Source organism: Neobacillus dielmonensis (assembly GCF_000612665.1).
In the GTDB taxonomy this organism is placed as follows: domain Bacteria; phylum Bacillota; class Bacilli; order Bacillales; family Cytobacillaceae; genus Neobacillus; species Neobacillus dielmonensis.
This window is the reverse complement of record NZ_HG942044.1, coordinates 26,712-42,348: the sequence shown is the minus strand read 5'-3', so window position 1 is coordinate 42,348 and position 15,637 is coordinate 26,712. Positions and strand designations below refer to the sequence as shown.

Here is a 15,637-nt window from a genome sequence, read left to right as displayed (position 1 = left end):
CAATATTTTACAACGTACTGTAAAAGATAAAAAACTACCCGTAATTTACTTTACGGGCAGTTTTTCAGGTGTATGCTTATTACTCTAATTGAATAAAGAGACGATTAAATTTAAACTTAACCGTGCATCCCTTTCATGGCAATGAACTTTGTCATAACTCTAACCGCTACATCAATAGCCTGTTCATTTGGATTAAGTTTGGCATGATGCAGACCGTATGGGGAATCCACACCGAGCCAAAACATAAATCCTGGGATTTCTTTCAGCATATAACCAAAATCTTCCCCAGTCATTGCCTCTTTACATACGTGAAGCTGGATATTTTGGTCGTTATGGACAAATTCCATGAATTCCCTTGTAAGCTGTTCAGTATTATAAACCTGATAATACATCGATCCATAATCAATTGCCGCTTCACATTCGAAGCCTACTTCAATCCCTTTTACAAGCGCTTCAATGCGATGCTTTACTTTTTTCATCGCTTCTGGGGATAAAGTACGGATGGTCCCTTCCAATCTGGCTTTTTCAGCTATGATATTTTGTACCGTCCCTCCAGTAATCTTCCCAATGGTGATAACGGCACTATCTAAAGGATCAATGTTTCTTGATATCACCGTTTGAAGTTGATTGACAAGGGCACAGGCTGCCACCACCATATCATTTGTTTGATGAGGGTAGGCAGCATGTCCTCCCTTCCCTTTTAAATCTATAAACAATTCTGATGTGTTGGCGAACAATAAGCCTTCTTTAACGGCAATGGTTCCAACAGGATATTCCGGTGCCACATGGAGAGCAAAAATCATATCAGGCATCCATTGACGCAATTCGTTTGATTGGAGCATGGGCTCAGCCCCGCCAGGACCTTCTTCTGCAGGTTGAAAAATAAATAAAAGATCATCGTTAATTCGATTCTCAACAAAGTAAGTCAGTACTCCAAGTGCAATAGTCATATGGAAGTCATGGCCGCAGGCATGCATACGCAAATCGTGTTTAGAAGAGAATTCTAACCCAGTTTCCTCGACGATCGGCAAACCATCAATATCAGTTCGATAACCAATCGTTTTTTCAGGGTCTGTCCCATGTACTTTAACCAATAACCCTGTTTTCCAGGTTTGAATGGAGATATAGTCCTGTGGTAAAGCTTTTATATATGCTAATAAATAGGACTGTGTCTTAAATTCCTGAAATCCAAGTTCTGGAATTTGATGCAAGTCACGACGGATAGTTATTAAATCCTCCATTGAATGATCTCCCCTTTGCAAAAGAAGCGTGGAATCATCCACGCTTGTCTGTGCAGCAAAATATAGCAATCTATTATAGCTGTCTTAGTTCTTGCATTATTTCTGTTTTAGATTTCGTTTTTTCATCAATATCTTTTATTTTCTTGGCTGGTGTACCTGCGACAACTGTGTATGGTGGAACATCCTTTGTAACAACTGCTCCTGCGGCAACCACGGAACCTTCTCCAACCGTAACTCCTTCAAGTACAACAGCATTCGCACCTATCAAAACATTATCTTCAATAACAACTGGCTTAGCAGATGGCGGCTCAATTACACCTGCTAACACCGTTCCAGCGCCAATGTGACAATTTTTACCTACTGTTGCTCTTCCGCCTAGGACAACACCCATATCAATCATGGTTTTTTCTCCAATGACAGCACCAATGTTAATGACTGCCCCCATCATAATGACTGCATTATCACCAATTTCCACTTGATCGCGGATAATGACTCCTGGTTCGATTCGAGCATTGATATGTTTTGTATCTAGTAAAGGGATTGCTGAGTTGCGGCGGTCATTTTCTACGACATAATCCTCAATTTTAGCTTTGTTCCCTTCGAGTATTTCCTGGATTTCTGCCCACTCACCAAAGACAATTCCTGTATTGCCAGTAATAAAGGTTTTGGCGTTACTTCCAAAATCAAGCCCGTCCAATTCACCTTTTAAATAAACCTTTACCGGTGTTGATTTTTTACTATTTTGAATAAAAGAGATGATTTCATTAGCATCCATCATTTTCATGAGAGTCCCCCCTAAATATGTACTAAAAATACTTTAGCAAACAAAAGCAGTGAAAACAAGAAAAATAGCACACTTGGTTATGATTTAGCCACATATTCCTTTATCAGTTCAACAAATGCCTGAACTTGCTTCAATTGAAAGGCCGATTCATACCCCAAGAGCCAAGTATCCCGCTTTAACGGTTCGTTATCCTGATTAACTAGGGGGATTTTGTATATATCGGAGCCGGCCTTTTTTAAGGTCACCTGTGGCAGAATGGCATAGCCAATTCCATTAAAGGCCATTTGTTTACAGGTTTCGATTTGGTCAACCACCACAGTTCTCTTTGGTGATGTTTTGAAATTTCTCATCCACCAATCTTGAATTTCTTGATAATAATTGGAGTCGCTTTTAAATTGGATGAAAGGTCTGTCGGTTTTCAAAACCTGTTCTGGGCTGGAAATTTCCCTGTCCACTAAAAATAATGGATCGCTGAAAAGATGAATCTTAACCCCTTTCCAGTCGGGAGTACCACGAATAATACCGATATGGACCTGATCATCGTATAAACTATTTAAAATCTCACTGCTCCATCCGGTCACAAGTGAAATTTTAACTTGTGGATAGGTATCAATAAATTGCTTTAATACCTGTGGCAGCCAGTTTTGTCCTACTATTGAGGCGACGGCAATTTTTAACGTTCCAGATATTCCATCTTGCATAGAAAAAATTGTCTCCCTGACCTTTTCCTGTTTGGCCAGCACTTCATTTACAAAATGGATAACATGCTCCCCGGCCGGGGTTAACGACAGGCCTTTTTGTGAACGAATAAACAGTTTCGTCCCCCAGTCTTTTTCTATTGTCTGCAGACGTTGTGATAATGCTGGCTGTGATACAAACAGCCGCTCAGATGCTTTACGCATATTCATTTCTTGAGCCAACACGGACAATAACTGAAACTCAGAAAGCGAGGACATGGAAACACTCCTTAAAAAAGCACTGTAAAGCCATTCAGACAGTGCGTTGATTATTTCTTGGGATCAATAAGATAAGTATTAGGCTTAACGTGGCAATAGCAAGTACAACGTAATAGACAGTATGTAAAGAGAGTGTCAAGCCTTCCTGTAAAATAGCCCGGACCGAATCTTTCAGCTCATCGCGTTCAGCAGCTTTTAAAAGAATATTAGCATCATCCACCGCCAATCCTGTTTCATTTTGCAAAAGGTATTGACTTAATCTGCTGTTCAGGATTCCGCCTAAAAGGGCTGCACCTACGGTATTGCCTAAATTTCTCATAAACATATTGGCTGCTGTAGCGATCCCCCTTTGCTGCCAGCTTACGGAGCTTTGAATCGAAACGATAAAGGCAGTAGAGGTTAGTCCCATCCCAATACCGACTAGGAAGGAACCACACGCGACCCAAATGGGGCCAAAAGAGGCTGACATCGTTACAAATGCGAGACTGCCACAAATTAGGAATATCCCGCCAATGATTGATGTACTCCGGTAGCCAATGGAAACCATCATTTTACCAGAAAATGCTGAGGCGATAGGCCAGCCTATCGACATCGTGGTCAGAGTAAATCCGGCGATAATGGGTGTCTGCTCCATTACTCCCTGCACGAATGCAGGCAGGAAACTGGATATACCAATCAACAAGATACCAGTCATGAGCGATGTAAGATTAGCTATTAAAATCGGCCTTTGCTGCCAAATTGAAAATGGCATGATCGGTTCTCTGGCACGTTTTTCTTGCAAGTAAAATCCCGTAAAACCGATAAGTGCTAACAGGATTAAACTAAGGATCTGCCAAGAGTCCCAAGGAAACCGGCTGCCCCCTTCCACAAGAACAAACATGAGCACAGAAATAGTGATAGTTAGTAACACTGCTCCAATATAATCAATCTCATGTTTCTTTCGATGGACATTTTCATGGAAACACAACCACAACCCGGCCAAGGATAATAATCCAAGCGGCACATTAATCCAGAAAACATATTTCCAGCTGACGTACTGTATTAGCAAACCGCCTACTGCAGGTCCTGTAATGGCGGAGATTCCCCAGACGCTCGACAAGTACCCTTGTATTTTCGCTCGCTCCTCAGTTGAATAAATATCGCCCACAATGGTGGTCGCTATTGGAGTCACTGCACCGGCACCAAAGCCTTGTATAAGCCTGAAGATAATCAACCAATGCATGGATTGAGAAAAACCGCACAGAATGGAGCCGATTAGAAACATGGTAATTCCAAAGGTCAGGACGGGTTTCCTGCCAAATAAATCCGATAATTTCCCATAAATCAGTACTGTGACAGAATTCATTAATAAATAGGCAGAAAATACCCAGCTATACAGGGCAAAACCTCCTAAATCCGCAACTATTGCAGGCATGGCGGTAGACACAATGGTAGCTTCGATGGCCCCCATAAACATCGCCAGCATGACAGAAGCCAAAACAAACGGTCGATTTGTTTGTTTATTTTGCCATTTTCCCTTAAATGAATTCTGTGGCACTTCACTCATACTAATTCTTACCTCCACGGTGTGAAAAAATATAGCCCCCGGTAAGGAGGCTTATTATAATTATCGATTTATGTTTCTAAATAATTTATTGATGTGGTTTAAAACGGTACTCCTTGGCAAAATTCCAGCAAAAAAATCATCTTCTGTTTCTACGCACAGGAAGGGGTGATTAATTAGTAGCTCTAAGCACCTGTTAAATGACTCAGAGGTTTTCACCCGTGGAATGGATGTTTTCATAACTTCTTCTACTCGTTTATTTTCAAGTTGTTCAAATTCAATTCTCTCTAGCCCCAAGATCGAATCCATGATAATAGGTGTACTGATTAGACCGTGCAGCTTGTAATGTGGGTCTAAAACCGGAATTGCGGTGTACCCGCTTTTTGTTAAAACCAGAAGAGCATGTTCTAAATTATTTCCGATTTGGACATGTGCCACTCTTTCAGATGAGATCATTAAATCCCTTACATTTAGCTCTAAAAATTCCCCGCTGGGAAGATTAATCATCACAGAAAACTCCTCATGTATGTTTTTCTACAGATTTATTCTATCACAGATTTGAGGATTCCGTTATTAAAAACGATAAGAACATATGCAAAAAAAAGGAACCACGAAGGTCCCTTTATTGGATTAAATCAAAGATTTCAATTGTAATCATATCAATATTGTCAAATTGATAACGTTTTGGCTTTTCCTTGTCGTTATATACTTCCAATTCATATGTTTCTGTTTTTGGATGATATGTTACTTGACATTTTCTTTCTCCATTTACTTCAAAATAACGCTGGGTAGGTTCCCCATTATTTGATTGTTCCTGAAGATTCTTTAATCGTGTTAATATACCTTGAAGTTGTGACATAACTCCTGCTCCTTTCAAAACACAAACAAGCTTGTACATTTAGGTTACTCGTGTTAGCCTGTTTCTATCCTAATGTATAAATGGTTTCCAATAGTTGGTACCTTAAAACTAAACACCTCATAAACAAGAATAAAATACTGAACTCCATTTGTCCAAGTAAAAATAAAAAAATACCAAGTTTTTTTATGATGGATGATAAAATAGCCAAAAAAATAGGTCTCCTTTGCGGGCCAGAGACCTATTAATAAAAAGCAGTGGCAATAAAAAATATAATAAATAACAGCAAGGCAAAAAAGATGCCGTATGATATCAAAATAGGATTTTTAATGTAGGCATGTTTTTGAATTGGTTTTGCAATTTGAGCATCTAAGTGAGTATCCATTTTAGAATCCATATTTCCTTCTGCTGTTCTATGCTGACGGGTGCTAACCATTGTGTATACTAAGGAAATAGCAAGAATGCCTGCAATTAAGATGCCTATAGTCATTTCAAACGTATTCATGAGTCATTCTCCTTTACATAAATGTAGTGTTAAAATGCCTCATATTGAGTGAAACTATACAAGCGGATTCTTACAGTAATTCATCATGTTCAAAAAGGTAACGGTACGAGATATCGATAAACAAATAATTGTTTTCGAAAACTGGTAATGAAAAAGTGCGGATGGATTCTCCTGTTTCAATATCACAATATAAATCGGACAAAATCCCTTTGCGGTCATTTCTCATTTTAATAATCGTTTCCAGAAAATAAGGCCGCCAACTCCAATTTTTATTCAAATATTCCATTTGTGTGTTCCAGCCATTATTCCCTTTAAAAAGGTTCCCAGATATTTGGAACCCATCCCCATCGCATATATACATACGAAATGCCATATCATCCATTTGCTTTGCTATAGCCTTCAAAAGGTCTTCATAATCCAATTTTTTATTCTTAAGGACAATTTCATGCACTTTGGCTTGTAGGATCTCAGCCGTTGAATAGACGGCCTCCAATTTCCGTTTTTCATAAAGATTGAAATCATGGAATTTTTCTTTCAACCGATTTTTCAACAAATTGGATGGCACAAAATCATCAGTTGGCGGTGACAAATAGAAACCTTGATAATATCGTCCCCCATTTTTCCAGGCAAATTGCAACTGATAGCTCATTTCGATATTTTCGAACAACAAATCTGCGCCAATTTTTCTTGCTAGAAGTGAAATGGCAAACAGTACGTCATTAAAGTTCGTTCCAGTCGAAGTAGACTTCAAAGCTTGTAAATTGATTTTTAAAATATCTGGATTCAATCGACCGATTCTTGTAAAAGAATGACTTTCACGGCCGAGTCTGGTAACGGCGATTTTAATTCCGTATGTCCGATAGTAGTTCAGTAAATTATCTAATTGACCTAAATCGCCCTGATATTGATGTTCCGATATTTCGAGCACAATCCTGGATAAACTCAACCCTCGTTTTTCAAAGGACAAAAGCTCTTGCAAAAAGGACTCTCCATCATCATACACCAATAAATCAGCATCTCGATTTAAAAAAATTTTTATATCTTCCCTTACTTCTAATGCCTTCTCTAATGACCTTTTTACTAACAGTAAATCCACTTCATATTTATATTCATCCGGTATTTGATCATCATTAAAAAACGGGCCTAAGCTTATAATTTCTCCATCTGATTGATATCTCCCCAGAACTTCATAGGCAACTACAAGCATTTCATCAGCACTAAATATCGGTTGGAAATACGGAAATACACTGTCGAGATTAGAGAGAATTTCCAAAGCATCCATCCCAGTACCCCCAAAAAAGATTTTACTTATTATACCATACGCTAAGTGGCGATTGCTCGTTCTTTGGCAAAAGAAAACCATTATAACAAAAGCCAATCACTCAAACAATAAACTGAAGCTTTCCGGTTGTAGGCAAGTTATCTTCATTACTCCGAAAGCTTTCCAAAGGAGGTTTATCATTGAAAAAGTTGTGGTTAATTGCCTCAATCTTTCCGATGTTTGGCTGCAGCCACTTTGATGAAGAGACGAATACAAAAACATCAATAGCGCCTGCTCAAACCGTAGAAGAAACTAATCAACCGGTTGAGGAAAAATACAATTTAAATGATCTCCAGAGACAAATTATACAAGTTCAACCAAGTGAAACGGAATCGAAGTCTGTACTATTGACGGCAAAAGAATCTGCCATGCTTGATGTGGCATTAATTAAACAAAACCCGGAGCTAAGATACGGCTGTGAAGTAACGAGTCTTGCCATGATGCTTCAATATGCTGGAGTAAACACGAACAAATTGGAACTCTACCGCATAATCAAAAAAGACCCTGACCCATTGGTAAGGTCGAAAGGTGATATTATTCGCTGGGGAAACCCTCAAGATGGTTTTGTCGGCGATATGACAGGTAAAACGGCAGGATATGCTGCCTTTGAGAAACCCATGTTGGACTTAATTAACCAAAAACTTCCCGGGCGTGCCGTCAATCTCACCAATCAGCCCTTTGAACAACTATTGCGGCATGTATCAAACGGTTATCCTGTTGTCGTGTGGACTACTGGGGATTACCGCCTTCCAGATCGTTTGGAAGGATGGTACCACGGTAAAGAGTACATTAAGACCCCTCTTGACTTGCATGTGGTGGTCTTAGTCGGCTATGATGCCAACTATGTATATGTAAACGATCCACTTTCAGGCAGAAAACAAGTAAAAGTAAGTAAAAATCAATTCATTAGCACATGGAAAGCAATGCAAAGCCGCGCGGTTAGTTACAACTAATTTTATTAATAAGACTATTATCAGTCCGCTAGGCGATGAACACAATGATCCTAAGGAACATGCATACTGAGCAGCTATTGCGCTTTCGGTATGCATGTTTTTTCTATTTTTCGAATAAAAAACTTATATAACCTTTTTCTGCAAAACACACGAACTTGAGAAAGTGTAACGATGATAATTTGCCATTTTTTATAATTTCTAAAGGGGGTTGTTCATGATGCCTCAAAAATGGACAAGAAGAATATTCTTAAAGCGAACCACCGGAGCCATTCTAACCGCTATTGGACTAGGTTCAGGTTGCTACATATATGCCAATCAAATTGGGCCATACCTTCTTGATATTCAAGAAATTGAAATGACACATCCATTAATCCCTAGCAGTTTCAATGGAGTTAAAATAGTACAATTTAGCGATACCCACTTGGGCTTTCATTATTCTCTTTCCCAATTTCGCAAGTTAACCAAAATAATTAAACAACTAACTCCTGACATTATTTTCTTTACTGGTGATTTAATGGACGAGCCAAATAGATTTATGCAGATTAATGAACTCATCCCACTATTGGATGACCTAACTGCTCCTTTGGGAAAATACTGTATCTTTGGTAACCATGACCATGGGGGGTATGGCTCTGAACTCTATCGCAATGTAATGGAAACTACAAATTTCACTGTACTGTTGAACCAATCCGAACAAATTAAGCTGTCAGATGGGAGCAGTATTTGCTTACTTGGCATAGATGACGCCATGCTGGGGAAACCGGATTTTTCAAAAGCCCAAAAAAACATTCCCGAACACCAATTTAAACTGTTGCTTTCCCATGCCCCCGACCTCGCGGATATTGCTGCCCAATATCATATCCATTGGCAAATCAGCGGCCACAGTCATGGCGGCCAGGTCAAACTTCCGTTTGCTGGGGCCTTAGTTACACCACCTTTTGGCCAAATCTACCCGGAAGGGCTCTACACAATCGGATCGGGGCATCAACTTACTCTGTACGTAAACCGCGGAATTGGGACTACCAGACTCCCCTTTCGATTCATGGCAAGGCCAGAATTAACCGTATTTACCATGAAATCAGAAAAAGAGACTGAATAGGTAAGCAAATTGCTAAACCATTCAGCCTCTTGTTATTTTGAGTGATGGGACATAAAAACTTGAGACTCCAGTTCATCCGCCGGAATCGGCCTGGAGTAATAATATCCCTGAATTTTATGACAACCGGCTGCTAATAGGACATCCTTCTGAAGTTGGTTTTCAACTCCCTCTGCGATTACCTCTAGTCCAAGACTTTTCCCCAGATGAATAATTGTGGTGGTTATAGCAGCATCCTTCGCATCTGTTAATATATCCTTTATGAACGATTGGTCGATTTTTAATCCATCAATTGGAAACTGTTTCAAATAACTTAATGAGGAATAACCTGTGCCAAAATCATCAACCGCAATAGAAATCCCCAGCTTTTTTAATTTGATTAAGATGGGAATGGTCTCATTTGTATCCCTCATCGCTCCCTCAGTTATTTCTATTTCCAATGAAGCAGGAGCGATTTGATATTTTTCCATTGCCCATTCGATAAACGGGACAAGATTTGGCTGTTGAAACTGCTTTGGTGATATATTAATGGCCACACGGATATCTAAATACCCTTGATCATTCCAACGCTTTAACTGGCTGCAAGCTTGTTCAATGACCCAATATCCAATTGAAATAATAAGGCCAGTGTCTTCCGCCAATGGAATAAAAACACTTGGAGGGATATATCCAAGATCTTTATTTTTCCACCGAAGAAGGGCCTCACAGCTTTTAACTTCTCCGTTCCTGACATTTACTTGGGGTTGATAAAACAAACAAAGCTCCCCTTTTTCAATTGCCTTTCGAAGCTGTGTTTCTAGGGTAACCACATTAGTAAAAACAGAATTCATATCCGTCCGATAAAATTGGTAATGCGCCTTACCTCTTTCCTTTACACGAAATAGGGCCTCATCCGCATTCTTTATCAACATTTCAGCGTCCCTTCCATCCAAGGGATACATACTAATACCGATGCTAGGAGAAATAAAATATTCTTGAGAATTGAAATAGAAAGATTGTGAAAACAAGGTAAAAACCTTACTGACAAATATGCCCGCTGCTTTTCTTGTTGTATTAAGCAGTAAAATATTAAATTCGTCGCCGCCAATCCGGTAAACGTAGCATTGATTATTTTGCAACTGGGATAACCGGCTGGCTACACCTTTCAATATTTCGTCTCCAGCCAAGTGGCCGAGCGTATCATTTAGGTGTTTAAACCGATCTAAATCAATAGAAATAAGTGCAAATTCTTGTGAATTCTTTACAGGTGAATAGATATGTGCATTTAAGTGTTCTAGCAGAGTCCTGCGATTATACAATCCTGTTAATTGGTCATGAAACGCCATATATTTAATTAGTTCCATATTTTTGGCTTGTTCTGATAAATCTTTCAAGATTACGAATAGCCCGTCTATTTCTCCATGAATCACAATAGGTGCGGTTTTAATATGAACAATGAGCTGCTGTCCTTTACTATGAGTAACTCTGCAATCTAACGTTTCTAGTGAGTACCCCGAACACGTCTTTTCTATCAGTCCCTTGATTTTATCTAAATCAGCATCATGGATTAAATCATATATCGACCTTGAGGTCATTTGTTTCTCAGAGTAACCGGTCAGCATAACGGCAGCTGGATTGGCCTCTAGAATTTTCCCTAATGGATTAATCATAAAAATCGCATCTAGATTATTATCAACTATAGAATGGTACCTCTGCTCATTTCGGGCAATCTTTTTATTCTCTAACGTTCTTTCCGTGACATCTCTAGTCACCCCAACCACGAAACTAATCTCGTTAACATCGCTATATATCGGAGTAAGAATCGTTTCACCATATACTTCATATTGTCCATTATAAAAGAAATGGTCATCAAATTTTACAACGCCATTGACTTTTAGTATTTTCTCATATTTCTGTTGAAGCATAGAAGCTCGATTCATAGGTAAAACCTCTTGAAAGGTCTTGCCAATTACCTCCAATGATAAGTTTGCCTTTTGCATTCCCGCTTCATTAATAAACAAATAACGAAAAAGCGGCCCCTTTTCCACTTTCATAACAAAAACCATATCCTGTATATGTTGAAAAATAATATCAAAAATAATTTTTTGCATTCTCTGACCTGCTTTACCTTCAACTAATACATTTGAAAGAAACTGATTCATATGGGTCATGTCACGTTCCTCAAAGTCCATAAATTTTGTTTTCCTTAAAAACTAAATTCCCTTATTATAATTAATATTTTACAATGAAATTGGGAGAATGTAATTAAGAATAGAAATAATTGATTATTTTGCAAAAATTTATTACAATTTTGAATTATCTTAGGAAAAATCGGCAAAAATATCGGTTAATAGTAAAAAAACACTATGTTTGGTGTAAAAATACTAATAGTTATATTCCTATTTTTATGAAATAACGTTATAATAAATTTGTATTTTTTATGAAATGAAAGGAGCTCAAATTTTGAATCCCGATCAGAAATTCCCCCTAAACAAAACGAGTCTAACCATTGATACCCTCGCACAAGCAGTCTTTATCGTGAATCGTCATGCAAAGACAGCACCGAACCCCAAATTTCTTTACAAACTAAAGCAAGAATCATTAAAAAAGTTAATTCAAGAAGGTAAAGCCAAAAAAATCGGTCTGCATTTTTCTAAGAATCCCCGAAACAGCCAGCAGCAATCTGATGTTTTGGTGGAATGCGGAATGTATCTTTTCCATATACCCCCTACCAAAATGGACTTTATCAATCTTCCTCATCTTGGAAAATTAGATAACCGGGTAAGAAATCCAAAGGCATCCCTTTCACTCCATACCGCTAAGACCATCCTGCAGTCTTATACAGGAATTACGGAACAGGATCAAAATCCAACAAATCAACGAAAAAAACAAACCTATCAGAAACCAATCTTTAAGAAATTAGGCGAAAGATATTCCTAAAAAAATGGATGACTTAAAAAAATCTTAACCTGCATTTTCACGAAGATTCTTTTTGAGCAATTTGTGAACGTTGTCACAACCATATAGACGGCTTATTGCAACGGCTATACAATAAACTCATAAAGGTAATACTATTTTTTCAAGGGGTGTTTCACATGAGTGGTACTGCCATACTATTCAAAGAAGAAAATGTAACTTTTATTGAGGATATTGATATTTCCGTCTTTCAAGAAATTAAGGATCAATGCGGATGTAAAACATGCAGCTGTAAGCTGGAAGATAAAATAGTAAATTTAGGAGCCGTTTCTCCGGTATATTGGCATCCCGATGAAGTAGATTGGGAATATGGATATTAACATATATGTCATATAGTGCTAAAACAGTCCGCTTTGGCGGACTGTTTTTCATTTTTATGGTAAAATCAATTGCAGCTAAGATATTGTTATCATAAAATTCTAAAGGAGAGTTTCTCTTTTGGGAAGGATGGACAACCGTTGGAGCATCTAATAAATAATCGAGTTAAAAGTATTGAAATATCGGGAATTAGGAAATTTTCCAATATGGTTGCTAATGTGGAAGGGATGATTTCCTTTACAATTGGCCAGCCTGATTTTCCTACCCCGGAACACGTCAAACAGGCCGGTATAAAAGCAATAGAAGATAACTTTACTTCCTATACGCATAATGCGGGGACCCTGGAATTAAGAATGGCAGCTTGTCGTTTTGCTGCTGAAAAGTATAATCTTAACTATAACCCCGAATCAGAAATAATTGTAACGTTAGGGGCAAGTGAAGCTATCGATATAGCATTTCGCACTATACTGACAGAGGGAACCGAAGTATTATTGCCGGGTCCGGTATACCCTGGATATGAACCGGTAATCAAGATGATGGGTGCTAAGCCTGTCCATGTAGATATTCGGGACAATCAATTTCGGTTTACGTTAGAAACCATGAAACCGTTTATTACTGAAAAAACCCGCTGTATTGTGCTGCCCTACCCATCAAATCCCACTGGTGTCAGCCTCACTGATGCTGAATTAAAGGAAATCGCCGATTTTGTAAGAGGCAAGGACATCTTTATCCTAGCTGATGAAATATACAGTGAGCTAACCTACAATCATGTTCATACATCTATTGCCGGCTACCTAAAGGAGCAGACAATAGTCATAAATGGGTTATCCAAATCCCATTCGATGACTGGTTGGAGAATTGGGTTCTTATACGCTCACGAAACCCTTGTGAAGCATATCTTAAAAGTTCATCAATATAATGTCTCATGTGCAAATTCAATTGCTCAAAAGGCGGCATATGAAGCTCTGACGGTGGGGATTAATGATGCCCTAGTCATGAGGAAAGAATATCAGTCTAGAAGGGATTATGTGTATAAGCGGTTACTCGGTATGGGACTACAAACCGTACTACCAGATGGTGCGTTTTATTTCTTTGTAAAAATTCCCGATCGGATTGCAATGAACAGTTTTGACTTCGCACTGGAACTTGCTAACAAAGCTAAAGTAGCCGTCGTTCCTGGTAGTGCTTTTTCAGATTATGGCGAGGGGTATTTTCGGATTTCTTTTGCATGTTCACTGATTAATTTGCAAGAAGGATTGGACCGAATCGAAAAATTCCTCGAGAACAAATAAAGAGGCTGTCCCAAAAGGTAACGGAGAAATGATCTTTTGGGTCCAGCCTCTTCATTTTTTTCACATTCCCTTATGGGTTCATCCCTTTATACTTCCCGTTATTTTTAGCTGCTTTAACCTTTTTTGCCTTATCATGATGAATTTTATTGGTATCGGCTGCTCCCATTTCATGAGCAAATTCAGAATTTATAACCGCTGAATCAAAGCCTTTTTTGTTCTTTTGTTGTGGATCGTTCTTTTTTGTTCGTTTTGCCATCGGTTATTCCCCCCTATCTATCATTAGTTTCAATAGTATAGGGGGTTATTATGCTTTCCAGTTTGTGCCCTAGGGGTAACTTTAGCTATTCCAATATTTATAAAGTGCCTGCGTACCGCTATTTTCTTCCCCACGCTCAACTAATTGGTCATAAAGTGTTTTTGCCAATGCTAAGCCAGGTACTGCCATTCCCATTTGTTCCGCTTCGTCTAGGGCGATTTTCATATCCTTAATAAAATGTTTTATGTAAAAGCCGGGTTTAAAGTCTCCCTTTAACATCCTTGGAGCCAAATTGCTTAATGACCAGCTTCCAGCTGCACCTGTGGTGATACTTTTTAAAACCGTTTCCGGGTCAAGTCCTGCTTTTTCAGCATAAATAATGGCCTCACAAACCCCTATCATATTGGTTGCTATGGCAATTTGATTGCACATCTTTGTATGCTGTCCTGCACCAGCCTTGCCTTGATGGACAATATTTGTTCCAAGAAGCTGAAGGATTGGAAGTACTGCCTCAACAGCTGCTTCATCTCCGCCAATCATGATGGAGAGTTTTCCATCTCTAGCTCCAATATCTCCTCCAGAAACAGGCGCATCCAATGCCTGAATTCCCCTTTTCACGGCCTCTTCAGAAATTCTAACAGCAAGCGACGGCGAGGATGTTGTCATATCAATAAGATAAGTGCCGGTCCTACCGTGCGGAATTAATCCGGCTTCCCCAAGGTACACTTCTTCAACATCGGCTGGATAACCAACCATAGTAATTATTACTGATGCCTTCTCTGCTACTTCTTTCGGTGTTTCCGCCCAAACTGCCCCTTTATCTAGTAATTCTGCAGCCTTTTGCTTCGTTCGGGAATAAACGATTAAGGAATAACCAGCTTTTATTATGTGTGCAGCCATACTTTTCCCCATAACACCCGTTCCAATAAAACCAACTACCGTATTTTCCGGTGTAAGCAAAATAATCGATCCTTTCACTACAAATTTCTAATCCATTTTAGCACGTCAGCAAGGAGCAATGACAATAAAAAGACCGGTACATCTAACATGTCCGGTGTAAGAATGGTAATCCCTTTATAATTCTGATGAAAAATTAGTAAGATATACCCTGCCAAATACTTCTTTATTGTTATAAACCTCTATTGAAACTGCATGATTATTTTCAATCATATTGCGCAGTTCATGAATATGTAAATCATGTTTCAGGATAATCGGGTCCATAAAAATATATTTTTCGCTTCTACCTTTTACATCAATATATTCTCCATTTAATACCTGATCCTCGCCATAAATAATTTCCTGCTTTCCAATTGCAGCAGCAAGCTTTTCATCATGTATAGTTACCTTTACCTTATATAATTCATGCCCTTCTAGGATTTCGTTATTAATTCGAAATCTAAATTGAAGCTCATTATTTTTGGTTAGTAAGGCATCTGCATATCGGTTAACAATTAACTCATTGGAAAAGATTTGACTGCATCCTGATATCGAGGTAAAACCAGCAAAAAACATAAATATTAATAAGATGATTCGACTATTGGCCACCACAGCTAACACCCCT

Annotated in this window: 17 protein-coding genes; 5 read left to right on the top strand and 12 right to left on the bottom strand. The window is 38.7% G+C overall.

The features are described from left to right. Positions 1-116 precede the first annotated feature (116 nt). From BN2425_RS05350 to BN2425_RS05315, 8 genes are all read right to left on the bottom strand, one after another. Positions 117-1,241, bottom strand: a complete 1,125-nt coding sequence (locus BN2425_RS05350; protein ID WP_042455983.1) for an N-acetyldiaminopimelate deacetylase — start codon at positions 1,239-1,241, stop codon at positions 117-119. A 73-nt stretch (positions 1,242-1,314) separates the two neighbouring features. Then, the gene (gene dapD, locus BN2425_RS05345) at positions 1,315-2,025 is read right to left on the bottom strand and encodes a 2,3,4,5-tetrahydropyridine-2,6-dicarboxylate N-acetyltransferase (protein WP_042455982.1); all 711 of its coding nucleotides are present in this window, start codon (positions 2,023-2,025) and stop codon (positions 1,315-1,317) included. 77 nt (positions 2,026-2,102) lie between these two features. Then, a complete protein-coding gene (locus BN2425_RS05340) occupies positions 2,103-2,981 on the bottom strand; it encodes a LysR family transcriptional regulator (RefSeq protein WP_042455981.1) in 879 nt (292 codons plus the stop codon). 34 nt (positions 2,982-3,015) lie between these two features. Next, the gene (locus BN2425_RS05335; RefSeq protein WP_042455980.1) at positions 3,016-4,527 is read right to left on the bottom strand and encodes an MDR family MFS transporter; all 1,512 of its coding nucleotides are present in this window, start codon (positions 4,525-4,527) and stop codon (positions 3,016-3,018) included. 60 nt (positions 4,528-4,587) lie between these two features. After that, entirely contained in the window at positions 4,588-5,031 is a 444-nt protein-coding gene (cbpB, locus tag BN2425_RS05330) for a cyclic-di-AMP-binding protein CbpB (RefSeq protein WP_042455979.1), read from the bottom strand. Positions 5,032-5,146: 115 nt separating this feature from the next. Further along, a complete protein-coding gene (locus BN2425_RS05325; RefSeq protein ID WP_042455977.1) occupies positions 5,147-5,383 on the bottom strand; it encodes a YkuJ family protein in 237 nt (78 codons plus the stop codon). 241 nt (positions 5,384-5,624) lie between these two features. After that, positions 5,625-5,885, bottom strand: a complete 261-nt coding sequence (locus BN2425_RS05320) for a hypothetical protein (protein WP_042455974.1) — start codon at positions 5,883-5,885, stop codon at positions 5,625-5,627. Between the two features lie 70 nt (positions 5,886-5,955). Further along, complete coding sequence (locus tag BN2425_RS05315) at positions 5,956-7,167, bottom strand: EAL domain-containing protein (RefSeq protein WP_042455973.1); 1,212 nt, start codon at positions 7,165-7,167, stop codon at positions 5,956-5,958. A gap of 179 nt (positions 7,168-7,346) precedes the next feature. On the opposite strand from BN2425_RS05315, the gene BN2425_RS05310 reads away from it, so the two are divergent. Both BN2425_RS05310 and BN2425_RS05305 read left to right on the top strand, forming a co-directional pair. Next, complete coding sequence (locus tag BN2425_RS05310) at positions 7,347-8,159, top strand: C39 family peptidase (protein WP_042455971.1); 813 nt, start codon at positions 7,347-7,349, stop codon at positions 8,157-8,159. 217 nt (positions 8,160-8,376) lie between these two features. Then, positions 8,377-9,258, top strand: coding sequence for a metallophosphoesterase (locus BN2425_RS05305; RefSeq protein WP_042456093.1), 882 nt, complete (start codon positions 8,377-8,379; stop codon positions 9,256-9,258). A 32-nt stretch (positions 9,259-9,290) separates the two neighbouring features. On the opposite strand, the gene BN2425_RS05300 is transcribed toward BN2425_RS05305, so the two are convergent. Beyond that, positions 9,291-11,426 (bottom strand): sensor domain-containing protein, encoded by a 2,136-nt coding sequence (locus BN2425_RS05300; protein ID WP_235714573.1) that lies wholly within the window; start codon positions 11,424-11,426, stop codon positions 9,291-9,293. Positions 11,427-11,679: 253 nt separating this feature from the next. Here BN2425_RS05300 and BN2425_RS05295 point away from each other — a divergent pair, with 253 nt between their 5' ends. The 3 genes from BN2425_RS05295 to BN2425_RS05285 all read left to right on the top strand — a co-directional run bounded on the left by BN2425_RS05295 (position 11,680) and on the right by BN2425_RS05285 (position 13,820). Continuing rightward, on the top strand, positions 11,680-12,174 hold the full coding sequence (locus BN2425_RS05295) for a YkyB family protein (protein ID WP_081798011.1): 495 nt from the start codon (positions 11,680-11,682) through the stop codon (positions 12,172-12,174). Positions 12,175-12,329: 155 nt separating this feature from the next. Further along, positions 12,330-12,530 carry a hypothetical protein gene (locus BN2425_RS05290; protein WP_042455967.1) on the top strand — a complete coding sequence of 67 codons (201 nt, stop codon included), beginning with the start codon at positions 12,330-12,332 and terminating at the stop codon, positions 12,528-12,530. A 138-nt stretch (positions 12,531-12,668) separates the two neighbouring features. Next, positions 12,669-13,820 (top strand): aminotransferase A, encoded by a 1,152-nt coding sequence (locus BN2425_RS05285; protein ID WP_042455965.1) that lies wholly within the window; start codon positions 12,669-12,671, stop codon positions 13,818-13,820. 70 nt (positions 13,821-13,890) lie between these two features. On the opposite strand, the gene BN2425_RS05280 is transcribed toward BN2425_RS05285, so the two are convergent. The 3 genes from BN2425_RS05280 to BN2425_RS05270 all read right to left on the bottom strand — a co-directional run bounded on the left by BN2425_RS05280 (position 13,891) and on the right by BN2425_RS05270 (position 15,624). Further along, on the bottom strand, positions 13,891-14,076 hold the full coding sequence (locus BN2425_RS05280) for a hypothetical protein (protein WP_042455963.1): 186 nt from the start codon (positions 14,074-14,076) through the stop codon (positions 13,891-13,893). Positions 14,077-14,157: 81 nt separating this feature from the next. Then, positions 14,158-15,036 (bottom strand): NAD(P)-dependent oxidoreductase, encoded by an 879-nt coding sequence (locus BN2425_RS05275; protein WP_042455961.1) that lies wholly within the window; start codon positions 15,034-15,036, stop codon positions 14,158-14,160. Between the two features lie 114 nt (positions 15,037-15,150). Continuing rightward, entirely contained in the window at positions 15,151-15,624 is a 474-nt protein-coding gene (locus BN2425_RS05270; protein WP_154663464.1) for a hypothetical protein, read from the bottom strand. Positions 15,625-15,637 lie beyond the last annotated feature (13 nt).